The organism is Mammaliicoccus sp. Dog046 (assembly GCF_034039665.1).
Classification (GTDB): Bacteria; Bacillota; Bacilli; order Staphylococcales; family Staphylococcaceae; genus Mammaliicoccus.
This window is the reverse complement of sequence record NZ_CP120131.1, coordinates 348,727-371,409: the sequence shown is the minus strand read 5'-3', so window position 1 is coordinate 371,409 and position 22,683 is coordinate 348,727. Positions and strand designations below refer to the sequence as shown.

General features: G+C 33.9%; 21 protein-coding genes and 1 riboswitch. Of the genes, 7 read left to right on the top strand and 14 right to left on the bottom strand.

The window, feature by feature from the left end:
• Positions 1-18 precede the first annotated feature (18 nt).
• Complete coding sequence (locus P3U32_RS01720; protein WP_323703885.1) at positions 19-348, bottom strand: YflT domain-containing protein; 330 nt, start codon at positions 346-348, stop codon at positions 19-21.
• A gap of 18 nt (positions 349-366) precedes the next feature.
• Complete coding sequence (locus tag P3U32_RS01715) at positions 367-762, bottom strand: hypothetical protein (RefSeq protein WP_323703884.1); 396 nt, start codon at positions 760-762, stop codon at positions 367-369.
• Between the two features lie 184 nt (positions 763-946).
• Positions 947-1,056, top strand: a riboswitch (TPP riboswitch).
• Between the two features lie 63 nt (positions 1,057-1,119).
• Here P3U32_RS01715 and P3U32_RS01710 point away from each other — a divergent pair.
• The 5 genes from P3U32_RS01710 to P3U32_RS01690 are packed head-to-tail and all read left to right on the top strand — an operon-like array spanning position 1,120 to position 4,766.
• Complete coding sequence (locus P3U32_RS01710) at positions 1,120-1,704, top strand: thiamine phosphate synthase (RefSeq protein ID WP_323703883.1); 585 nt, start codon at positions 1,120-1,122, stop codon at positions 1,702-1,704.
• Positions 1,697-2,815 carry a glycine oxidase ThiO gene (gene thiO, locus P3U32_RS01705; protein ID WP_323703882.1) on the top strand — a complete coding sequence of 373 codons (1,119 nt, stop codon included), beginning with the start codon at positions 1,697-1,699 and terminating at the stop codon, positions 2,813-2,815. Before P3U32_RS01710 ends, thiO begins: the two co-directional genes overlap by 8 nt.
• Positions 2,799-2,999, top strand: coding sequence for a sulfur carrier protein ThiS (gene thiS, locus P3U32_RS01700; RefSeq protein ID WP_323703880.1), 201 nt, complete (start codon positions 2,799-2,801; stop codon positions 2,997-2,999). Before thiO ends, thiS begins: the two co-directional genes overlap by 17 nt.
• A 1-nt stretch (position 3,000) precedes the next feature.
• Positions 3,001-3,768, top strand: coding sequence for a thiazole synthase (locus P3U32_RS01695; protein ID WP_323703879.1), 768 nt, complete (start codon positions 3,001-3,003; stop codon positions 3,766-3,768).
• Complete coding sequence (locus P3U32_RS01690) at positions 3,768-4,766, top strand: ThiF family adenylyltransferase (RefSeq protein ID WP_323703878.1); 999 nt, start codon at positions 3,768-3,770, stop codon at positions 4,764-4,766. Before P3U32_RS01695 ends, P3U32_RS01690 begins: the two co-directional genes overlap by 1 nt.
• A gap of 187 nt (positions 4,767-4,953) precedes the next feature.
• Here the strand turns inward: P3U32_RS01690 and P3U32_RS01685 are convergent, their stop codons facing one another.
• The 4 genes from P3U32_RS01685 to P3U32_RS01670 form a co-directional block, all read right to left on the bottom strand.
• Complete coding sequence (locus tag P3U32_RS01685) at positions 4,954-6,909, bottom strand: fructose-1,6-bisphosphatase (RefSeq protein ID WP_323704826.1); 1,956 nt, start codon at positions 6,907-6,909, stop codon at positions 4,954-4,956.
• Between the two features lie 129 nt (positions 6,910-7,038).
• Positions 7,039-8,802, bottom strand: a complete 1,764-nt coding sequence (locus P3U32_RS01680) for an ABC transporter ATP-binding protein (protein ID WP_323703877.1) — start codon at positions 8,800-8,802, stop codon at positions 7,039-7,041.
• Positions 8,786-10,576 (bottom strand): ABC transporter ATP-binding protein, encoded by a 1,791-nt coding sequence (locus tag P3U32_RS01675; RefSeq protein WP_323703875.1) that lies wholly within the window; start codon positions 10,574-10,576, stop codon positions 8,786-8,788. Before P3U32_RS01675 ends, P3U32_RS01680 begins: the two co-directional genes overlap by 17 nt.
• Positions 10,577-11,208: 632 nt before the next feature.
• Complete coding sequence (locus P3U32_RS01670) at positions 11,209-12,012, bottom strand: glutamate racemase (protein ID WP_323703874.1); 804 nt, start codon at positions 12,010-12,012, stop codon at positions 11,209-11,211.
• 181 nt (positions 12,013-12,193) lie between these two features.
• On the opposite strand from P3U32_RS01670, the gene P3U32_RS01665 reads away from it, so the two are divergent.
• Positions 12,194-12,487 carry an antibiotic biosynthesis monooxygenase family protein gene (locus P3U32_RS01665; protein WP_323703873.1) on the top strand — a complete coding sequence of 98 codons (294 nt, stop codon included), beginning with the start codon at positions 12,194-12,196 and terminating at the stop codon, positions 12,485-12,487.
• A gap of 85 nt (positions 12,488-12,572) precedes the next feature.
• Here P3U32_RS01665 and P3U32_RS01660 read toward each other — a convergent pair whose 3' ends face one another.
• The 8 genes from P3U32_RS01660 to P3U32_RS01625 form a co-directional block, all read right to left on the bottom strand.
• Entirely contained in the window at positions 12,573-13,004 is a 432-nt protein-coding gene (locus P3U32_RS01660) for an SRPBCC family protein (protein WP_323703872.1), read from the bottom strand.
• Between the two features lie 179 nt (positions 13,005-13,183).
• The gene (locus P3U32_RS01655) at positions 13,184-13,531 is read right to left on the bottom strand and encodes a VOC family protein (protein ID WP_323703871.1); all 348 of its coding nucleotides are present in this window, start codon (positions 13,529-13,531) and stop codon (positions 13,184-13,186) included.
• Positions 13,532-13,552: 21 nt separating this feature from the next.
• Complete coding sequence (locus P3U32_RS01650; protein WP_323703870.1) at positions 13,553-14,839, bottom strand: SLC13 family permease; 1,287 nt, start codon at positions 14,837-14,839, stop codon at positions 13,553-13,555.
• Between the two features lie 39 nt (positions 14,840-14,878).
• The gene (dapA, locus tag P3U32_RS01645) at positions 14,879-15,787 is read right to left on the bottom strand and encodes a 4-hydroxy-tetrahydrodipicolinate synthase (protein ID WP_323703869.1); all 909 of its coding nucleotides are present in this window, start codon (positions 15,785-15,787) and stop codon (positions 14,879-14,881) included.
• A 56-nt stretch (positions 15,788-15,843) separates the two neighbouring features.
• Complete coding sequence (locus tag P3U32_RS01640; RefSeq protein WP_323703868.1) at positions 15,844-17,007, bottom strand: sialidase family protein; 1,164 nt, start codon at positions 17,005-17,007, stop codon at positions 15,844-15,846.
• Between the two features lie 17 nt (positions 17,008-17,024).
• On the bottom strand, positions 17,025-18,053 hold the full coding sequence (gene pdxA, locus P3U32_RS01635) for a 4-hydroxythreonine-4-phosphate dehydrogenase PdxA (RefSeq protein ID WP_416361231.1): 1,029 nt from the start codon (positions 18,051-18,053) through the stop codon (positions 17,025-17,027).
• Between the two features lie 27 nt (positions 18,054-18,080).
• A complete protein-coding gene (locus P3U32_RS01630) occupies positions 18,081-19,235 on the bottom strand; it encodes an iron-containing alcohol dehydrogenase (protein ID WP_323703867.1) in 1,155 nt (384 codons plus the stop codon).
• A 26-nt stretch (positions 19,236-19,261) separates the two neighbouring features.
• On the bottom strand, positions 19,262-20,491 hold the full coding sequence (locus tag P3U32_RS01625; protein WP_323703866.1) for a four-carbon acid sugar kinase family protein: 1,230 nt from the start codon (positions 20,489-20,491) through the stop codon (positions 19,262-19,264).
• Between the two features lie 186 nt (positions 20,492-20,677).
• Between P3U32_RS01625 and P3U32_RS01620 the strand changes: the two genes are divergently transcribed.
• A complete protein-coding gene (locus P3U32_RS01620; protein WP_323703865.1) occupies positions 20,678-22,459 on the top strand; it encodes a sigma-54-dependent Fis family transcriptional regulator in 1,782 nt (593 codons plus the stop codon).
• Positions 22,460-22,683: the final 224 nt, after the last annotated feature.

Genomic DNA, 22,683 nt, shown 5'->3' with positions numbered 1-22,683 from the left:
TCAGCCTCGGATTTTTTGTTATAACACCCCTTTGATTCTTTGATCAGTTACAATCAATATTACTTTTCCTTGTTTAATATCTTCTACATATCGTTCTGCTTCTGGTTTAGCGACATTGAGTACTTCTAACTTCCGTAACAATTCGTCCTCTTTATACTCAAAACCGCCAATACTTTTTCGATTATAATTAATATTTTTATATTCTGTTTCTTCTACAATACGTTCTGTATGTGCTTCGTTTTCTGTTAATATATAAATATCTTTTTGACTAATCCCTTGGTCTTTTAATGTGTTAATATCCGCTTCTAAGTCTTTCTCATTTGTATATGCTTTAACTACAGGTATCATACTATGACCTCCATCCACTTATGCTTGTTTCGTATTGAGTTTGTTATATCTTTCATTAGTAATATAGAAATTACTATTTTCAATTATAAAATCAAATACTTCTTCTTTTGTAATTTCATTTGGTAATTCATATTTTATTTCAATGCGTTCATCTTCTGTATTATCTACTTTAATAATGTGATCGGGATTAACGGCGATTGCTCTTTTGTTGTATTTTAACTTTACATCACTTTGCCTTTCTTCAATTAATTCTAGTCGTTCTATCTTAAAAGCACTATTAATTAATTCTTTCAGTCGCTGTTCTCGCTTCCGAACCTTTCTTCTGCTTTTAAAATCGGCGATATATTTTCTTCTTAAAAAGTAATATAACGTCGCAATGATGATTAACGAAATTAAAAAAATTAGTGTAGCCATTTCTCATCCCACCCTTTTGTTATAAAATTTCTAGAAAATCAGAATACACTTTGAGTGTAATTTGTTATTTTCATAATTCCCTTTTCTACAAAGGGTAAACGCAAATTATCACTGAACGCGATAAATTTATTTTTCTATTTGAACATTCTGATTAATATATGTACAATAAAGTTAATAATTAAATATGAACCACTGGAAGTGCCTTAATTAGAGGCTGAGACTAAAGTAGTGACTTTGGGATTCCCTGAACCTGATCCAGTTCATACTGGCGTAGGAAAGTGGCGTATCTAAAGAAGCTAATTTTTGCGCTATTTTTCTATATAGAAAAATAGCGCTTTTTTATTTGGAGTGAATTAGATGTTTATTGCCATTACACCGTATCAAGTATTAACAGAAATAGATTTAAATCATTATATCGAAATTTCCGAATCCATAGACTTATTGTTATTACGTGTTCCTATGGATCATGAATCACTATGTATCTCGGTAGACTACTTAATTCATCATGGATTCCCTAAAGATAAATTAATGGTGCATAGCGATATTACATTGCTTAAAAAATATGATTTAACATTTATACACTTTCGTGAAAATGATGAACACGCCTTTTCTTTTAAACAGTCACATCCACATATTTCTGTAAGTATGTCGACACATTCAAGCGAAAGTATACAACGCGCTCAAAAGCATGGATTAGATTTCGTATGTTTCGGTCATGTTTTTGAAACAGCTTCAAAAGATGGTAAGCGCCCTAGATCAAATGAAGAAATCAAACGAGCAGTCGCACATCATATTCCCATTTATGCTATCGGGGGAATTCATGTTCATACAATCAAACATTTACCTCCGGGATTCAAAGGTATTTGTGCAATTTCATTTTTTAGAAAAGCTAATATACAAGAAATCAAGTCTTTAAGAAAGGTGTGGCAAGCTTATGTATGATGTTCTAATCGTCGGGTCTGGCGTAATTGGCATGTCCATTGCGCGCGACCTTCATGAACATGATGATTTATCTATCGCTGTGATTGATCGTGACGTTCCTGGGCTACATGCTTCTTATAAAGCGGGTGGCATGCTCGGCGCTCAAAATGAATTCACTGAGAATACCGATTTATTCCAACTCGCACTGCAATCTCGTAGGAAATTTAAGACATTGAGTCATGAATTATATGAAGAAACTGGTATAGACATTCATTATCAGTCAGAAGGTCTTATTAAGATGGCCGCTGCTCAAGATGACACTGACAATTTAAACATGCAATGGAACTTTTTAAATACTCACGATAAAGATGTAGTCCGATTAGATAAACAATCATTAGCACAATTGTCTAACAGCAATATTACTTATCATAATCATGCCATTTATATTCCAAGAGATGGTCAAATCAATGCATCTCAATATACGAAGGCATTATTGAAATCGATTGAACAGAAAGACATACACCGTTTCTACCAAACTGAAGTTTCATCATTAGAACGGGTTCAAGATATTTATCGGGTTCAAACATCTAAAGGTACATTAACTGCTAAAAAAGTCATTGTTGCCGCTGGTGCATGGAGCGATCAATTGTTACAAGACTATAATATTTCAACAGAAATCACCGGAATTAAGGGTGAAGTATTATTGTTAGAGCAACCTCAGTTAGATTTAAAACAAACACTCTTTATGACTAATGGTTGCTACATTGTTCCGAAGTATCACAACAGATTTTTAGTGGGCGCAACAAGTTATAAAGATGACTTCTCTGTAGGTACAACTGCTAAAGGTGAAGACTGGCTATTCAATGAAGCAACAACTTATATCCCTTCTTTAGTAAATAGTAAAGTGATTCATAAGTGGTCAGGCATTCGACCTTTTACACTTAACGAATGGCCAATTATGGATGAAATAGATAACGGACTATTTCTTGTAACTGGTCATTATCGTAATGGCATATTACTATCACCTATCATTGGTGAGCTTGTATCGGATTGGATACGTAATCAACAACGTCCTTCGTTGTTGAACCATTTTAAAACTGAAAGGAGTTCATATTATGAAATGCATCATTAATGGAGATGAATTTAATTTTGATGACACATTAACTTTGTCACAAATACTTGAATCTCTAGAATTGGATCAAGAAAGAATTATTGTGGAATGGAACGACACACTTGTTAAGCAAGAACAATTTAATGAGGTTGTCGTAAGAGAATCAGATCGATTAGAATTATTAGAATTTGTTGGAGGCGGATAAAATGTTAAAAATAGGACCATATACTTTAAACTCAAGATTATTATTAGGAACAGGTAAATTTGAAAATGAACAAACACAAACTGACGCAATAGAAGCTTCAGGTACAGAAGTACTGACATTCGCGGTAAGACGTATGAATTTATATGACAAATCTTTACCAAACCCATTAGCAAATGTAGACTTATCTCAGTTTGTTACTTTTCCAAATACTGCAGGTGCACATACTGCTGAAGAAGCTGTCCGTATCGCTGAAATTGCGAATCATGCTGGTGTATGTAATATGATTAAAGTAGAAGTTATCGGTGATGATAAGACATTATTGCCAGACCCAATCGAAACATACAAAGCTTGTGAATTACTACTGGATAAAGGATACATTGTCTGTCCATATATTTCGTGTGATGTTGTTTTAGCGAAACGTTTAGAATCATTAGGCGTCCATGCAATTATGCCACTCGCATCACCTATCGGAACGGGGCGTGGTATTAATAATCCACTTAATTTAAGATATATCATTGAACAATCTAATATTCCAGTCATTGTTGATGCAGGTATCGGTTCACCTAAAGATGCATGCTTTGCAATGGAACTCGGCGCCGACGCTATCCTATTAAATACTGCTATTTCAAACGCTAAAGATCCTGTAAAAATGGCTAAAGCAATGAAATTAGGCATTGAAGCTGGTCAGTTAAGTTACGAAGCTGGCAGAATACCTGTTAAATATACTGCTCAAGCATCTAGTCCGACTGAAGGATTAGGTTTTCTATAATGCAACGTTATGATAGACAAATGAAATACCATCGTTTCGGGGAAAACGGACAAAATCAATTACAACATACTAATATATTAATATTTGGTGCAGGTGCATTAGGTAGTCATGTTGCTGAATTATTGGCACGAATGGGTGCTGAACACCTCACGATTATCGACATGGATATTGTAGAATTATCGAACCTTCATCGACAAGCACTATACGATGAACATGATGCACAAAATATGTTGCCAAAAGTATATGCCTTGAAAGACAAAATAAAACGCATCAATCATAACGTACAACTCAATTCAATTAATGAAGAAATCACTTCTACAAACATTTTAGATATTATTGAAGATATTCAACCAGATATCATTATAGATGGTATGGATCAATTCGATATGCGTTTTTTAATAAACGAAGCAAGCCACAAAAGCCAAATTCCATGGATTTATGGTGCAGCAGTCGGAAGTAAAGGTACTGTGTATGGCATTGATTTTAATGGACCATGTTTGAAATGCATACTTTCTACCGTTCCAAGTACCGGTGAAAGTTGTGCCATCAATGGCGTCTTGCCTCCTGTTATACAGCAAGTCGCTAGTTATCAAGTATCTGAGTTATTACGTCACGTATCAGGAGAAGGCTTTTCTCAAAAACTCATTACCTTAGATACCTTTGAAATAACTGCAAAAATGACGAAAATAGATCAATTAAAAAATCATCAATGCGAAGTATGCGTGAATAATCACTATGAATCTTTAAATAAATTGAATCAGCCATCCATAGAAAGCTTGTGTGGAGACACATATTTATTTCGATTCAAACCACAAACATTTCAATTCGCACATTACTTCCCAGGAAATATTATAAAAGAAAATGATTACGTGAAATTTTTGCGCCATGACAATATAAACATGACCTTATTCAAAGATGGAAGAATGAACGTACACGGCGCCAATTCACAGCAACAAGCAGAACAACTTTATCAAGAATTAAGCAAAAGCATTAAATAAATGGGTGGTGGGATGTGAATGAAGTGAACTCGTCGCTTAATTCAAGAGTTAATCTACGACTTGATCCTTCTCTTGGATTAACTCCTTAGTTAACTCACGACTTAAGCCAACTTCTCCACCTCACCCTATAAAATAAAAAGCCTACCACTCAAATCATACAGTTGAGTGGTAGGCTTCCTTTTATTTATTAATCAATATATCGATATGACATCAATTCTTGTAACATCTTAATTTCTTCTTGTAGTTTTGCTCCTATATTCGTATCACGAACTTTTTTTCTTTCCAGCTCTTCATCAACAACACGTCGTACGGAAAGTTCATCTGCACCATTCATCAAGACATTTTCTTTTGTACCGAAGTGTTTATGTGCAACTAACTGCATGCCGAATGAATTATAAAGTAATGTATAACCTGCAATTCCGGTTGTTGATTGATACGCTTTTGAAAATCCACCATCGATAACGATCATCTTACCGTTTGCTTTAATTGGATTTTCTCCATCGATTTCTTTTACTGGTGTATGACCATTGATGATTCGTCCTTGTTCAGGATCTAAATCAAACTCTTCTAGCATCTTACGACACATGTCACTATCTTCTCTTAAATAATAGTATGGATTTTTTTCTTCTTTATGTGACGCTTTATCTGTTATAAAGTAACGTTCAAATGTTGTCATAGCTCGTTTTCCAAATAACGACGAATATTTACCTGTCCATAAATACCATATTAAGTCTGTAGATAAATCATCTGATTGTTCTTTCTGACCAAACGACAATCTAATGTGATGCTCAAACTGATCTAGCAATTCTCTACCGTTGTACATCTTACCGTCGATTTCCATCTCTTCCATTTTTCCTTGTTCATCAACTGGTATACATCCATGTATCAATAAGTTTCCATTATATTTTAAATATAAATTACCTTTTTTCATCAAAAAGTTCATATGGCGTTTCAATTTCTCAGATTCTTGAATTGAAAGCAACAATTTATTGATTACTTCTTCTTCTTCGTCATTTAATTGAGCTGGGTTTTCTCGATTGATTGTTTCAAAACATGTGTTTTCTAATTTATAAGTATGACCGTATACCGTTATTTCTTGATTATCGTAGTCTACTTTTTCTAACACTAAACGTTCATCCATATCGAATGACGGTCTACGTTTAATAATTGGACTTTCCAACTTAAATTGGATGATTGCTATAGCTTGATGAATTTTCGTGATTTGTAGCTTTTCTTCTTCAGACAATTGTTTCTCAGCATGTTCTTTCGGATAAAAAGCAGGATTATCTCCATAATATCGTTCTGCTAAGTTTACAAGTGGACGTAAGTTAATACCATAGGCATCTTCGATAATATCTAAGTTGTCATATCTTGCACATATTCGAAGTATATTAGCTAAACATACTTTTGATCCTGCATACGCACCAATCCAAAGTACATCATGATTTCCCCATTGAATATCTACAGAATGATAATTAATTAATGTTTCCATAATCTTATCTGGTTCAGGACCACGGTCATAAATATCACCCACTACATGTAAGTGGTCAACAACAAGACGTTGAATCGTATAAGCTAAACCGATAATTAATTTATCAGATTGTCCAAGCGAAATGACCTTTTGAATAATCGTTTCATAATATGTTGTTTTATTATTATAGACATTACTTTTATACAATAACTCTTCAATAATATATACAAATTGTTTTGGCAAAGCTTTGCGCAGTTTTGAACGCGTGTACTTACTTGAAGCATATGAAATTAAATGAACCATTTGAAGTATCGTCGTCATATACCATTCATTTAATTCTGCTTTCGTTTCAAAGTTATTTTTTATTAATTTTAATTTTTCTTCTGGATAATATACTAACGCTGCCAGTTCACTAATTTCCTCTTCAGAATGTGTTTCTTTGAAGATGTCATTGATTTTCGCTCTAACATTACCCGAACCATTACGTAATACGTGTTGAAATGCATGATATTCACCATGTAAATCACTGACAAAGTGCTCTGTGCCTTTCGGTAAATCTAATATAGATTCTAAATTTATAATTTCAGTCGCTACTTTTTCTTCTTGATCAAACTTTTCAGCTAATAAATTTAAATATTTTTCTTTTAAATTTTGGTTATTGTATTGAGACATCCTATTCACTCCGTTCGTTCTATTCATGAATTATCACTCCAAAATAATACCTACTATTCGTGATATAGTATAACACATTAAACGCTTTCTTCACTGTAAGAATGATAAGCATTTAATCTAAAATTTCACTTACCCATTTTGTAAAACGTACATCTTATGATAGATGCCTTTTAATTTAATCAATTCATCATGTGTACCACGTTCTACAATCTCACCTTGATTAAGCACGAGGATTTGATCAGCATCTTGAATTGTCGATAATCTATGTGCAATCGCTAGCGTCGTTCTACCTTTTCGCATTTTTTCTAGTGAATTTTGAATTTGTGTTTCTGTCTCCGAATCGATATTCGCTGTTGCTTCATCGAGTATCAGTATTTTAGGATCGCTCGCTATCGTTCTCGCAAAAGCTAATAATTGTCGCTCACCACTAGAAAATGCACTTCCTTTTTCAATTACATGATGATTATATTTATCTGGTAGTTTATTGATAAATTGATCTGCACTTACAAACTCTGCCGCTTCTCGAACTTTATCAAAAGTCATCGTCGGATGATACAATTTTATATTCGATGTAATCGTGCCATAAAAAATAAATGCATCTTGTAATACTAATCCAATATGACCTTTCAATTCACTTTTAGGTATAGATTTAATAGAATGTCCATCAATATTAATTTCGCCTTGATTAAATTCGTAAAATCTCATAAATAAATTGATAATTGAACTCTTCCCAGATCCTGTATGTCCAACAAGGGCAACTGTTTCACCTGGATTCGCGGTAAATGTAATATTTTTCAACACATCATTTTTTCCATCATAACTAAACGTTACATTTTTAAATTCTACTTTTCCTTCTGTGATGCGATGATCTGGTTGTGCGTCTTGCTGGGGTTCCAACATATCGTTATCTATCAACTTAAATACCCGACTGGCTGAAACAAGTGCTTGTTGTAGTACGTTTAAGTTTTGACTCACTTGATTGATAGGTTCAAAGAATCGTTCCATATACTGGACAAATGCAAATACAACACCTGCAGTTACGCCTCCAGAAAAGCTCAGTACACCAAAATAACTCAAAATCATAATCACCGCAAAAATAGAAATCATACTAATTGCAGGTCTCAATAATAGGCCATCGATTTTTACAGTTTTTAAATTAAACGCATAATGTTCGTCATTAATTTCTTTAAATTCTTTTTGTAGTCTTTTCTCTTGGTTAAATACTTGAATAATACGCATACCTTCAATAGATTCAGCAAGCTTAGCATTTAAATCAGATAAACGTTGTCTCGCTTGAGAAAAATAAATCGCCGAATATTTTCGATATAACGCTAATACTAATATAATAATTGGAACAAACACGAGTGCCATCAATGCTAATTTCAAGTTTAAGATAAACATCATAATATAACTTGATATAACCATGAAAATCGCCATTAACACTGATGAAAACACACCTATAAACATCTCTACGATTGCTTCTGTATCATTTGTAAGTCTTGAAACAACACTGCCACCCGGCTCTTTATCGAAATATTCCATGCCTAACTGTCCGATTTGTTCAAAGGCATCAATTCTTAATTGTTGAATTACTTTAAAAGCTAAGTATTGAAATAAATATACATTCCAATATGAAGTGACTGCACCAATAATTTGAATAATGAAGAAAGCGACAATCATGAGTGTGATATCCGACTTTGGAAATACTTGAGGCGTCAAATACGTATCAATAAACACTTTCACGATAAATGGTGTCGCCATACTCGCTACAGTTGTTAAAGCCAACATTAGAAAAGCCAACGCTATAATACCTTTGAAAGGAAATGTATATTTAATGAGCCTCATCAACACTTGAAATTGATCTTTAGCAGTTAAATTATGATTGATGTTCATGATGGTCATCTCCTTTCGTCAATTCATCAAGATTGCTCGTCAGTTCTTCTTGTAAAGCCTGAGCTTGGTATGTTTCATAGTACCAACCTTTTCTTTCCATAAGTGCTTGGTGATCCCCTTGTTCAATGACCGTACCGTTATCCATAACTAAAATCATATCTGCATGACTTACTGCGCTCATTCGATGTGCAGTGATAATATTCGTCTTTCCTTGTCTTTCACGCTGCATATTTTCTAGTATATGTTCTTCAGTTTCAGCATCCACTGCTGATAACGAATCGTCTAAAATCAATACTGGTGGATTCATGATTAATGCACGTGCAATAGAAATTCTTTGCTTCTGTCCACCAGATAACGAAACACCTCTTTCTCCAACGACTGTTTCATAACCTTCAGGAAAATTGAGGATATCGTTATGAATATAACTAATCTCACTCGCATGATACACGTCTTCATCTGGTAATGTCGGATTACTGAATGCGATATTTTGACGTATAGAAGTTGAGAATAAAAAGTGATCTTGTGGTACATAACCAAATTGCGCTCTCAAACTACGAATATCAAAATGTCGTAATGATTCATTTCCATATTTAATTTCATGTGCTTTTTCTGTATCAAATTCACGAAGTAATAATCTGATGAGCGCACTTTTACCTGAACCCGTTCGACCAACAATACCTACAGTTGTTCCTTTTTTAATCGTGAAATCAAGATGATGCAATGCTATATTTTCATCATCCGGAAAATGGAACGTTTCAATATTAAATTGAATATCTCCTTCAGGCATCTCTCTCGTTTCAAATTCTGTATCAATACCACTTTCAACGTGTGTAATTTCATTAATACGCTCATAAGAAGCATGTCCACGTTGAACAATATTGAAGAATAAACCTAATGCCAGTAATGGCCAAACCATCATCCCTAAATAAGTTGTAAATGTGACCAATTGTCCAATTGTAATTTCTTCATTGATGACCATTCTCGCACCAAAGAAAATAGCTAAGAAATAACTTAGTCCAATCACTGACATAATCGTTGGATCAAATAAAGCATCTATTTTAGATACTTTTAAATTTTTATTAACTACTTCATCACTTAGCTGTTTAAAGTCTGCTTGATCGTCTTTTTCATAACCAAACGTTTTAGTAACTTTAATTCCCGCGATGCTTTCTTGCGCTTTATCATTTAATTGACTAAATGCTGCTTGTGCTTTTTTAAAGCCACGGTTCAGCAGTTTACCGTAATAACTCGTTAAGATAATCATGATTGGTAAAGGCACCATCACAATTAACGTTAATCGCCAATCAACCGTTACCGCCATCGTAATTAATACCGCGCCGCCAGACATTAAAGAATCCGCAATTGTCAGCACACCGCCACCTGCTGTATTCTGTACTGCTCTAATATCATTCGTCGCATGCGCCATTAAATCACCCGTACGACGCTGTTGGAAGAACGATGGACTCATCGATGTATATTTATGATAGAGTCGTTCTCTTAAAATCTTCCCTAATCTCATACTTGCACCAAAGATCATAATTCTCCAAAAATATCTAAATGCGTATGTAAGAATAGCGGCTAAAAACAGAATAACCATGAAGATGATCAACTGTTTCCCCGTTAAAGTATTAAAAGTAATACCATCAATGACTTTCCCAATAATTTGTGGTGGTAATAAATCAATTAACGCAACGATGAATAATATGAATAGACCTATAATATAACTCTTGCGTTCCTGCTTAATAAACCATCCAAGTTTCGCAAATACTTTCAAAGTAAATCACCCTCCCTTATATCTATTATTTAAAATTTTATCACAAAAAATTAAATACAATGTTTTAATTTTTGAATTTTGCTACTTTTCTAACAAATTCATACTAATGGCCTATGCGGGATGAGATATGGGGTGAGTTCTGAGGGTGGCGGAGGAGGATATCAAAAGATTGAAGTATCAATGTGTTAGGTATTTGAGCAAAGGAGTGGCTCTATTTATCACGTTTGCCTAGTCTTGATAAATAGGACCCTTTTTCGTTGCACATTTCGTGAGTCTTGCAATCATTTTGCCCCGATCGTTGCACGTTTCGTGAGTCTTGCAATCATTTTGCCCCGATCGTTGCACGTTTCCCGAGTCTTGCAATCATTCCACCCCGATCGTTGCACGTTTCTCGAGTCTTGCAATCATTTCACCTCAATCGTTGCACGTTTCCCCAGTCTTGCAATCATTTCACCTCAATCGTTGCACGTTTCCCAAGTCTTGCAATCATTTCACCTCAATCGTTGCACGTTTCGTGAGTCTTGCAATCATTTCACCTCAATCGTTGCACGTTTCCCCACTCTTGCAATCATTCCTATTGAAATATCAAAAAATCCCTCAAAATCTTGTTTAGATTTTGAGGGATGAGTCGTTTATATTTTAATTTCTTCTATATCTAACTGTACGTTGAGTCTTTCAAGCATTGTTTGAAACTCTTCTATTGTATAGTTATCATTTGTTGTCACTAAAGTTTTTATTATCCCATTTCCTTTAGTTGCTTTTTTCCCTATATTATCAATAACAGTTTGTGCTGGATTTATAAACATAATATTTGGATAGAGCGTTTTAAAATAACTATATAACCAAGGTAAGTGTGTAGATGATAATGTGAACACATCAATTTCTTCATGAGTTTCTAATATGTCATCAATGACTTTTTTCGTAGTCATTAAAGTTCGATATTTATCTGTAAGAAATTCTCCGCTTTCAACAAGCTCTACTAATATAGATACATCAAATTTATATACAGATGCGCCTTTAGATGTTTGATTGATGTATGTCGTTAATTCATCACTTTCAATTAATGATTGTACACCTAATACACCTACTTTTTTAGAAGTAGACGCTTCTATCGCATCTTCAATAGGAGGATAGACACCTATTACTTCTGTATCAAATTCTTTTGCTACTTCTTCTAGCACAGTAATCGTTGGTGCATTTGATGCGACAACAATTAAACTCGGATTCCACGTTTCCAAATAAGCAATTGTTTGACGAATCACGTTCATTAGTTCCGGTTTCGACTTACTACCATATGGAAATTGATTCCGATCAGCTAAGTAAATTAAATCTTGTTTCGGAAATTGCTCTTTAACATGCTCAACAATCGCATAACTCCCTATACCCGTATCAAATATCGCAATCGGATTAGCCAGTTCATGGCTTAAATCACACATATAAATCCCCTCTTCTTCATTACTAAAATCAATCATCTTATGTTAATTTCAATATTATCACTTTATACCAACGTATCAAAATCTATTTTGGCATTCCAATTAGTTATAAAAAGTAAAATAATGCAGATATAACATTATTAATGTAAAATAACATTCAAATATAAAATAAGGACGTGCGAATATGATACTCGAAAGTGCCATGCTACATGTTAAAAAGAACAAAGAAAATGATTTTGAAAAGTCTTTTAAAGAAGCATCTAAAATTATTCGTTCAATGAAAGGGTACATTAAGCACTCATTAAACAAATGCATTGAAGAAGAAGGACAGTATTTATTATTAATCGAGTGGGAAACGCTAGAGGACCATACAGTAGGTTTCCGAGAATCTAGTGAGTATCATGAATGGAAACAATTATTACACCATTATTATGAGCCATTTCCAGTCGTCGAACATTTTTATAAAGTAGATATTTAAATAAATAAAGCGCATTAACAGTTGAATTGAAACCTGTTAATGCGCTTCTTTTAAACTTCAGAATCATCTGCAAGAGCTAAATCTTCTAACCTTGTTTCTCTACGTATGACACTAAGCTTTCGTTTATAATTTTATCCCATCCTTGATCCATAAATCCTCGAACCTCACTATGTGGCTGACCAAATTCGGTTTCTTTTTCATCGTCCCACCCCGAATGAATGAGTGTGAATTCTGTTGTATGGCCATCAATTTTTCGTAATTTAAATGAAGCAGTCCAATCTTTACCCCATATAAATCTCACTTCTTCATTAGGAATTATATTTGTCACTTTGCAAGGTGATTCTCCATAACCTTCAGTATATAATGTGAATGCTTCGCCTACAGATGGTACAAAGTCGTTATTCATCCACCATGCAGCAATTCCTTTAGATGTAGCTACAGCATCCCACACAGTTTCAACATTTGCATTAAGTACTACACTTTTCTTTATATCTTCTAAATTTGTATTGTTAGACATTGTTATCACTCCATTTTTTTATCGTATTGTGTTAATGAAATTTTACCATTATTTAAAATATAAATCACATCATAAAAGAATATATGTCGTTATAAAAATAAGGGAGCGGGACAGAAATTTACTGCCAAGATATTAAAAGTGACTGAGACATTACATTATGTCCCAGCCACTTATAATAATTATTTTTGCAAAATATGAATCGCAAATCCTCCATATTCTTCTTCTAAATATATATTTTTTAATTTCTCTTGATCATCGTAAGCAGCAGTGCTTGAATTAAATTTAATTCCCTTTTCTTTCAACTCTTCAACCGCCGCTTCTAAATCTTCTGTCTTCATTGCTATATGCCCATGCTTACCTAAATAAGGTGCTTTCATACATTCAAAATATTTTCCTGCAAATTCTGATTTCTGACCATGCCTTGATTCTAAATTAAAAATAAAGCTTAATTGTGAAGCAAGTGCTAAAGCTTCATTTTCGTTTTCAGTATTAATTCCAATATGCTCAAGTTCAAATTGATTGCTCATACTTTCATCTCCAGTCATCTGTTACACAGGGAACATTAATAGCGCACCTGCTGTTAAAAATACAAGTCTTATAAAATATTGAGGAATAGTGAATTTCCAAAATTGGGCGGCAGTATATTTACCATATCCTAATACCATCGCTGGCATACCATCAATTGGTAAGAAATGACCACACCATCCCGAAATGACAATCGCGCAAACAGCTGCTGTTGGATCTAATCCTAAACCTGTACAAATTGTTATTGCTAAAGGTGCTATGACATATACGGTCCCTATTGTTGAACCAGTCAACGTCGCTAATAAACTTGTCAAAATACAGAACACCAATATCATTACAAATGCATTTACATTATTACCTAGCAAATCTGCAACAGATGTCCCTACTAATTTCGTTAATCCTGTACTTCCCAGTGCATTAGCAACGCCTATCACACCTGCAGTAAGTAAAATAATTGGTGCACTTAATGCATCTCTAATTTCTGTAAAGCTCAAAATACCAAACATAAGTATCACTGCTACTGATAGCCCTGCCATCGCATACCCTGCATCACCAATTTTACTTTGTAACAACATTCCTACTACAGCGAAGGCAAACGCACCGTATGTGATGTATTCTTTCCATTTCGGCATCTTATCGGAAACGCTTTCATTTTCTTGTAATTTAATATCCTTTGTACTTGTATCTGCAATTGGATGATCTGGTAAGAATTTATATTGAATAATACAATTTACCAGAAAACCAATCGTTAAAAATAAATTTACAATCGCAAACTTAAATACCGAAACATTAATTGATTCACCTACTGAGTTTAAAACAGCTATGACAATACCATATTGTAACGCAGTATTGAATGGTATGAGTGGATGATTAGCTGCAAATCCAGCTGTCATAATCACTTTTGATGGTGGTAATTTCTTTGTATAAGGTAACGTAGATAACAAACCTATTGTTAACACATAATATGCTGTTGACCCTGTACCAAATAGACTACATCCCAACATAACAATCAAGATAATGAGCAAATAAGATTTAAACCCACCTTTATCTGCCATTGAAAACATCGCATTTTTAAATGCTGTAATAAAATTCGTCTTCTGTAACGCCGCTATAATTGCCATAAATTCTGCTAACATGATAACAGTTGAATTCGAAAATCCTGCAAATGCCCCTTTAATATCCGTAATTCCAAATATAACTAACAGTAAACACGCAAATAGTGGCGCTGCACCGAAAGGTATTTTATCTATCATTATTAGTACAATCATGACTACTGTAATTGCTAATGTAATAATCATTTCTACAGTCATACTATCCCCTCCACTTTTAATCCCTTAAACCCCAGCGAATTAATGCATATTTTTGGATTGATTATCGTTTAGTACTGATTTCAAGGCATCAATGCCTGCTTGTGGTACTTGATTAAATGGTGCTCGACAAGGCCCAACATTATGTCCCAATAAAGCTGTTGCTGTTTTAACGATTGTATTTGGATTTCCGTATTTAAAACAAGATCGGAATGTTTGAATACTTTCGTTTGTTTTACGCGCACCTTCTATATCTCCCGAAATAAACAAATCGTAAATAGAGGCCATCGTTTTAGGATATACATTGGCACAACCTGCAATCCCACCTGTTCCTCCAGCCATTAATGTCCAAGTGATTAATTGATCATTCCCTGATAAAGTATAAAATTCACCATTATCTTTCTCTTTACCAGCTTCAATATAAGCAAGAATATTGGAGAAGTTACCACTAGAATCTTTAACACCAACAATATTTTTAATTTTAGATAACTTTGCAACTGTTTCCGGTGCAATTGAATTTCCTGTTCGTGCAGGTATGTTGTATAAAACAATTGGCATATCTACTGATTCAGCAACTGCTTTGAAATGAATATATAATTCTTCTTGGCTAGCGGCTGCAAAACTTGGTGTAATAATAGATAGAACGTCTGCACCTACCTCTTTGGCCATCGTACTTTGTTCAATTGTCTCTAGTGTTGAAATTGCACCAGTTCCAGCATATACGGGCACTCGACCATTCACTTGATCTACTACTGTTTCTAATACTGACCTTTTCTCTGAGGCAGATAAAATATATCCTTCTCCATTTGTACCAAATGCAAATATGCCATGAATTCCATGTGCAATCATACGGTCCACTTGTAATCTAAGTTCATCTAAATTGATACTTCCATCATCAAACATTGGCGTCAAAATTGGACTTATAATCCCTTTTAATTCTATTGGTTTCATTGATATCTCTCCTTAATTTTCCTCTTTTGTTAAATCAATATTACTTATTTATAACGTTATACGCCTTCACCAGACGTTGGATTATAAAGACCGATTGATTCTCTCTTCGTTCCATATAAATCTTCCAAACTAAATCGTACATATTTTACACATAATCGATTTTTGTATGCATAAACAAGATGCAGTCGTTTATTTTTATCTTGATACAATGTTGGGTACTCATATTGAGCGTTATTTGTTTTATTCTCGGTTCCGAAATATCCCTCAGCTTGTTCAAAGATTCGACCAATTGGCCATGTTTTTCCAAAATCTTCACTCACTGACACTGCAACTGGATTTCTTAAACCTGGCCATGCAATATTGCCAAATGATGCTTGTGGTGCTGAATTCAAGTTATAACTTAATGCAATTTCTCCTGAATGTAATTTAATTGCACTGATACTTGAATTGTTGTTCGGAAGAATAGTCGCCTCAGGAATTGTCCATGTATCACCGAAATCAAATGACTCACTTCTATATATATAATCTGCAAAACGACTACGCATAAAAGCAATTAAATGTCCCGCTTCAACTTCTATAACATTTGCATGGACACGTCCACTGCTATCAGGCATTCGAACTGCTTTCCATGATTCGCCTTTATCATCAGATATTTGAAACTCAGTTGGATCATTGGTTAATCCATCAGCTGCATCTTCACATAACCATGTACTAAATATCCATCGTCCGTTACTAAGCACTTGAATCGCTTGTCTAGAAAAAGTACCCTCGCTTTCAAACAGCACTTCAGCATCCGTCCATGTTTGACCTTCGTCCATAGATTTTTGCACCATGACGATTGATGTGAATTGCATATTATCTTTTCCTTCTTGACGAGATACTTGAGATGTATAAATCAACCATATTTCATCGTTTGTTGCTCTGAAAAATGCAGGATTTTGTTCACTTCTATCTTCTCCTTGTGAAACTTTCACGGGCGTTGACCACGTTTCAGAACTGGCATCTAATTTCGAAACAACAACAGAGATATCGCCACTTCCTTCAAAGCTTCCAGCAAACCATGCACATAACATGCCACCATCATTTGTTTCGATAAGTGTTGGTGCATGTGCAGTTTGATTACCTCCCGTAGGAATCAATCCGAAATCGATATTTAAGAAATCATCACGATACATCGTTCCATTTGGTTCAGAATGACGAACTACTTTTAATTTGGACATTCTATTTCACCTTCCTACTATTTATTTGTGTTTTCAGCTAATCGAATTGCATAATCAATTGCATTAACTAAACTTGCTTCACTAGCCGTCCATTGTCCTGCTTGATCAAATGCAGTACCATGATCGACAGATGTTCGAATAATAGGTAAGTTCAAAGTAATGTTTACGCCCTCGACAGCTTTCCAATTTTGTTTTTCCTGATCATAAACAAAACCTAATAATTTTAATGGGATATGCCCTTGGTCGTGATACATCGCAACTACGATGTCATACATTCCACCATTTGCTTTCGAGAATAAAGTATCTGCTGGTAAAGAACCGTAGACGTCTATTCCTTCTAATTTTGCCGCTTCCACAGCTGGATTAATTTCATTAATTTCTTCATCACCAAACAATCCATTTTCTCCACAATGTGGATTTAATCCTGCTACTGCGATTCGTGGTTCAGCAATACCTAAATCTTTACACGCTTGATTCGCAATGTGTATGACATCAAGTACGCGTTGTTTCGTGGCACGATCACATGCTTCTCTTAACGAAACATGTGTTGATACATGAACGACACGTAAATTTCCATCAGCTAACATCATTGTGTATTTCTCTGTATTTGTTAAATCCGCATATATTTCAGTATGACCAGCGTAATGGTGACCGGCTGAATTCATCGCTTCTTTATTTAAAGGATTCGTCACTGTTGCATCAATCTTCTTATCTAAAGCTAAACGAATGACTTCTTTCACATATTGAAATGCTGCGTTGCCACCTACTTCAGAGACTTCTCCAACTTGGAACGAACGCATATCGACTAGATTTAAATCGATTAAATCTATTGTTCCAAATGTATACTTACCTTCATTAGGATCATCGATGACATTCACTTTTAATGATAATTCTGGATGATTCATTAAATAATGTTCTATTACACTTTGATCACCCACTAATAATGGATGACACCTTTCATATAAAGCACTGTCATTAAAAGCTTTGATTGATATTTCCGGGCCAATTCCTGCTGGATCCCCCATCGTAATACCTATTTTTTTCATAATTTGATTGTCCTTTCTGTTTGAAAATTACAGTACTTCTAAATAAATATTGCGTGCATCCTCAGCTGTTAATGGACGTTTATTATTCACAAGTAAACGTGTCACACTCATCCCAGCTTCAACTAATCCTTCTAAATCTTCTTTAGGAACATTAAATGTCTTTAAAGATGTAGGTATCTTAAGCTCTGTTACAATTGATTCAAGTTCTTTAATAATATAGGCTGATTTTTCATCTATTGTTTGTAAATGTTGATCTTCTTTTACTACTCTGTCATATGCGATTGCTAATAGGTCTTTGATTGCTGGTTCATTAAACTTCATAACCGGTGTTAATAACATGGCATTAGATACACCATGAGCGATATGATATTTTCCACCTAACGGATAAGAAAGTGCATGAACTGCTGTAGTGCCCGATGCTGTTATCGCGACACCTGCATAAAATGAACCTAATAACATTTTTCCTTTTTCTTCAAATGCATCATTGTTTTTACATGCAACAATGATATTATTAATGATCAAATCCAATGCTTCTAATGCAAATGTGTCACTTATAGGATTTGCTTTTTCTGATGTGAAGCATTCAATCGCATGGCACAATGCATCTACACCAGTTGCAGCTGCAATTGAAGTTGGTAAACTTTGAATCATTCTTCCATCTAAAATGACATAATCAGGAATCATTTCTGGATTAACGATACCTATTTTGATATCTTTTTCTGGTACACCAACGATTGCATTCGGCGTTGCTTCTGCGCCAGTTCCTGCAGTTGAAGGAATCATTAAACTCGATACTTGTTTATTGGCGAGTAAAGGATCATCTAATAAATCTTTAACGCTGTATTCATCTGTATCAAGTAGAGACGCTAACTTTGCGACATCCATGATACTCCCACCGCCAAGTGCAATAATAAAGTCAGCATTTTCTTCTTTAAACTTATCAATCGCTTCTTGTGCTTCTATATAACTTGGTTCAGGTGGAATACCAGTAATCACGGTGTAATCTATACCTAATCGTTCGATTATTTCTATAGGCACTGTTGTTAATCCCAGTTTCATTAGTCCTTCAGAAGTGAAAATAACAATTTTCTTGATGTTTTTATTAATAATGTTTTCTAATTGTTCTAATGCTTGGTCACCTGCATGTACTGACTTTGGCATTTTTAAATTATAATTCTCCATTTATACCGTCCTCCTAAATTTTTTCTCTATACGATAAATTCAGTAAACAAAGTTTCTTTTCCAAAACCACCTGATTTTGTGATGACTTTCCTTTGTTGCTTGTTCCATTCCATTGTTGATAATACAACGCCAGAGCTGATTTCAGTCATCGGTTCTATTTCGGAAATATTTAGCATCTTCATTGACTGATATAGCGTATCTCCTCCAGTAAATAAGAAGGTATTTTGATGATGATTCATCCATAATAACTCTGTTAATTTACCTAGTGACGCACCGATTCTAAAACGACTTTCTCTTTCTTCTAATTGATATTGTTTGCGATAATTAACGATTTCTTTACTTGTTTGATCACTAAATGTCTCGAAAGCGATCAATTTATTGGTATTTATTAATTCTAAATATGCATTTATTTCTTCTTGCCCCTTGTTACTATCCCAATGATTGATATCTAATAATTGCTTACCTGATAATGAAATTCTTGGATATCCTAACTGTTCAACATATTCGACTTGTTTTTGAGTTATAGGATTGATACTTCCACATATCACTACTATGGGATTATCTAAGACTTCATTTTTATTTCGTCCATCAGGAAACAAATGCTGCCCTAATACGTTTGCAAATCCTGCACAACCAACTGAAATATTTAATGACTCTGAATCATTTAGCCATTTCATATGTTTGTCTAATGTTGCATTTGATCGCGCATCAAAAACATAAACTTCATTTTTCTCGATTGGGAGTCCTTCCTCATTAACCAATGTAGCTTCAATATGCGCTTCTTCCTTTAACCGTTTCATCACATTACTTTCTGTGACTGGTTCGTATGGATCTTCAGCAAATACACTCTCAGATACTAAAACTTGATCAATGTACAAATGACCATCCACTAATACACGATTCATTTCTGGATATGACGGTAAGAACGGTACAACTTCTTGATTACCATAGTCCACCAATGCTTTAATTTCAGCACTAATATTTCCGCGTAAAGCTGAATCTACTTTTTTATAAATGTAAGGTATATTTTCTTTTTTTGCGTTTAATACAATATCTTTAATTATGTTATAGGCTACTTCAAATTCTAAATGTCTACTTTCAGTATCTATTACCAACACTTCAACGCTGTCAGATATCTTCTGATAATCAATATTCACTTCAGTTGATACTAAAGTCTTGGCACCTTGTTTAGAAAATTGAACACCTGTGTCTAATGCACCTGTAAAATCATCTGCTATAACTAACAACTTCAACATTATTTCACCGCCTTTAATGTCATGTGTTAATTATAAAAGTTACTTTTTCAGGTTTATATCTTAAAAATTAAAATAATCGTTTCAAATTTAAACAATTTTCAAATAATTCATAGTTTATTGATTTTCCATGTGATAGAATCGTTCATATATAGAACGATAAAGCGTTTTCAAAAAGGGGTGATGTGCATGTCTAACCAAATAAAGATATTAGGTATTGCACCTTATGAAGCATTAAACCAATCCATGAATGCTGTAGGAGAGCAATTTCCGAATATAACACTCGATGTATTCACGGCAGATTTAGAAGAAGGTAAACTTTTAGCTATGCAACTGTACCAAAATGGATATGATGCCATAATTTCAAGAGGCGGAACTGCGAAGCTTATTAAAGAAGTTATTGATATTCCTGTATTTGATGTATCTATTTCAATTTATGACATCTTAAAATCTATTCATTTAACGGAGAATTATACGGATAATTTTGCAATCGTGGGTTACGCAAGTATTACTGAAAAAGCCCACCTAATATGTGATATTATGGGGTACCGAATTGAAATACTTACAATTACAAATGATAACGAAGCAAATCAATTTTTAGATGATTTAGCATCTCAATCTTATGAACTGATACTATGTGATGTCATCACCAACCAATTAGCACTCAGCAAATCATTAAATACGATTCTCATTACATCAGGCGTTGAAAGTATTAAACTCACTTTATCAGAAGCAATCAATACAGTAGAATATCTCAAAAAAATTCAACATAAAAAATCTTTACTAGAACATTCATTTAATAGTCAAAATCAGCAAGTCGTCATTTTTGATCATCAATTTAATGTTCATTACACTAATATCTCTCATTCTTTCGAGCAATTCTTAATTAAATATTTACGTTCAAAGAAAACGGTAAATCAATCCAATCAATATTTTGTAACTTACCAAAACCTATCATTTAAAATTCAAATTGAACAATTCACCATTGATCAATCTATATTCTTTAGCTGTTTTATTTATGAACAAAGTATCCCTCAACCAAACAGCAAATTAGGCGTTAAATATCAAAATCACGATACAATTTCGGAAATTTTCACTACGCAATTACTGTTCAAACAATTTATATCTGACACAACTTCAGAAGATATAAAAAAGGCAATACCCTATTACCACTCTTTTCTAGTGTTCGGAGAGTCAGGCACAGCTAAAAGAAATATCGCTTATCATATTTATCTCAATCAAGAACTCAATACGAATTATCTTATTACTATTGACTGTAAACTCATGAACGATAAACTCTGGCGATACTTAGTTAATCCAGATAGTGGTCCGTTAGTTCATTTAAACAACACTATTCTTTTTGAAAATATAGAACAGCTGAACAATACAGATTTAGAGCGTCTTACATCATTAATAAAAGAAATGAATTTAATCCAAACGAATCAAATTATTTTCACTTATAACTCAAAGGCAACCAACGATACTTCAAAGTTACAAATATTATCTCAAACACTTGATTTCGCGAATATTTATGCACCTTCAATTAGAGAAAGAAAAAGCGAATTAAGTATTTTAGCAACACGTATTTTAAATAAAGTGAATATTGAATGCGGAAGAGAAATCATTGGATTTGACCCCAATGCTTTACAAACGCTCATTTCATATGACTGGCCAGGGAACTTTAATCAACTCCAAAGTGCAATTAAAGAACTCGTTATTAACTCAAACAGTCATTATATATCGTCACAACAAGTGTCTGATCTTATTAACCGCGAAGAAATTATTAATAAAGTATCCATGGTTCAATTATCAACTTTCCATTCCATGAATCAGTCGACACAACCAACATTATTTGACTATACAAGAGAAATTATATTGAATGTACTCGAACAGAATAACGGAAATCAAACGAAGACCGCACAACAATTAAATATAAGTCGAACAACACTTTGGCGATATTTAAAAGAATAATTCGCTTTAATCAGACCGTGGATAAACATTTATAACAAAAATGAAGATAACGGGATTGTTTTTACTTTCTATCTCGTTAGATTTTCTAACGAGATTGTTTTCCAGAACTATCTCGTTAGCACTTTATTTTCTCATTTTTTATAGTTAATTCGGGCTTTTGCGCGGATATTTACCCGCTAACGAGATTGTTTTTACTTTCTATCACGTTAGATTTTCTAACGTGA